This is a genomic window from uncultured Amaricoccus sp., assembly GCF_937858865.1.
Lineage (GTDB): Bacteria > Pseudomonadota > Alphaproteobacteria > Rhodobacterales > Rhodobacteraceae > Amaricoccus.
Genome location: NZ_CALLYO010000387.1, coordinates 1 through 1,805, shown reverse-complemented (window position 1 = coordinate 1,805; position 1,805 = coordinate 1). Strand labels below are relative to the sequence as shown.

Below are 1,805 nucleotides of genomic sequence, written 5' to 3'. Positions count from 1 at the left end.
CTATCTGGCGGGCGAGAAGTCGCCCGATCGCATCCCGCTCCTGCGCGGGCTGTCGAAGGGGGCGCCGAGCCGCGACGATCTCAAGGCGCTCTGCGCGGCCTTCGGCACGACGTCGGCGGCGCCGATGCTGCATGTCGAGGGGGTGACGCCGGAGGCAGAGGAGGCGGCGGCGCCGGAGGCGGACCGAGCGACGATCGGGCGCGCCGAGATGGCTGCGGCCTGGCGTCACCTGAACGAGGGGCCGGAGGTGGTCGAGCTGGTGGCGATCGGCAGCCCGCATGCTTCGCTGGAGGAGTGCCGCGCGCTCGCCGCCGGGCTCGGCGGCCGATCGCCGGCGGCGGGGGTCGCGGTCATCGTGACGGTCGGCCGGGATACGCTCGCGGCCGCCGAGGCGGAGGGGACGCTGGGGCGGCTGAGGGCGAGCGGGGTGCAGGTGCTGCCGGACCTCTGCTGGTGCTCGATCTCGGAGCCGGTGTTTCCGCCGGGGGCGAGGACGGTGATGACCAATTCCGGCAAGTATGCCCATTACGGGCCCGGGCTCTCCGGGCGCAAGGTGCGCTTCGGCAGCCTCGCGGAATGCGTCGCGGCGGCGCTGACCGGGAGAGCGGCGCGGGTGCTGCCGGCCTGGCTTTCGTGAGGAGACGGCGATGCGGAGCAGTTGCACGATCCACGTCATATCGGCCCATGCCGAGGGCGAGGTGGGGGACGTCATCGTCGGCGGGGTGGCGCCGCCGCCGGGGGAGACGCTCTGGGAGCAGCGGCGGTGGATCGCGGAGGACGGAAGGCTGCGGGACTTCGTGCTGAACGAGCCGCGCGGCGGGGTCTTCCGGCACGTCAACCTGCTGGTGCCGCCGAAGCATCCCGGGGCGGACGCGGCCTTCATCATCATGGAGCCGGAGGACACGCCGCCGATGTCGGGGTCGAACTCGATCTGCGTCTCGACCGTGCTGCTCGACAGCGGGATCGTTCCGATGCGGGAGCCGGTGACGGAGATGGTCCTCGAGGCGCCGGGCGGGCTGGTGCGGGTGCGGGCCGAGTGCCGCGACGGCAAGGCGGAGCGGATCTTCGTGCGCAACCTGCCGAGCTTCGCGGCGCGGCTCGATGCGGCGCTGGAGGTCGAGGGGCTCGGGACGCTCGCCGTCGACACCGCCTATGGCGGCGACAGCTTCGTGATCGTGGATGCGCAGGCGCTCGGCTTCCGCCTCGCGCCGGACGAGGCGCATGACATCGCGAGGCTGGGGGTCAGGATCACCGGCGCGGCCAACGCGGTGCTCGGGTTCGATCATCCGGAGAACCCCGACTGGAAGCACATCTCCTTCTGCCTCTTCGCCGGACCGGTGGAGCGGACGGCGGAGGGACTGCGGGCGGGGGCGGCGGTGGCGATCCGGCCGGGGAAGGTCGACCGCTCGCCGACCGGCACGGCGCTGTCGGCGCGGATGGCGGTCCTGCATGCCCGGGGGCAGATGACGGAGGCGGACCGGCTGACGGCGGTGTCGCTGATCGGCTCGACCTTCACCGGCCGGATCGTCGGGACGGCGACGGTCGGCGGCCTCCCCGCGGTCCTGCCGGAGATCTCCGGCCGGGCCTGGATCACCGGGATCCACCAGCATCTGCTCGACCCGTCCGATCCCTGGCCCGGCGGCTACCGGCTGACGGACACCTGGGGCGCGCGGTAGGCGGGCACGGGGTGGGCACGCGTGCCCACTTTGCCTTGTCTTTGATTCCATTGTATAATTCTTGACTCGCTAACCAGATGGAAAGCATCGTTAACGGACCCTGCTCAGCGCGGCGGAGTCCCCGCCTGC

Annotated in this window: 2 protein-coding genes; both read left to right on the top strand. The window is 72.3% G+C overall.

The features are described 5' to 3' along the window. Positions 1-637: aconitase X (locus Q0112_RS11310; protein WP_297975329.1), on the top strand; the 637-nt coding region annotated here is incomplete at its 5' end. A 10-nt stretch (positions 638-647) separates the two neighbouring features. Next, on the top strand, positions 648-1,676 hold the full coding sequence (locus tag Q0112_RS11305; protein WP_297975326.1) for a proline racemase family protein: 1,029 nt from the start codon (positions 648-650) through the stop codon (positions 1,674-1,676). The last annotated feature ends 129 nt before the right edge of the window (positions 1,677-1,805 follow it).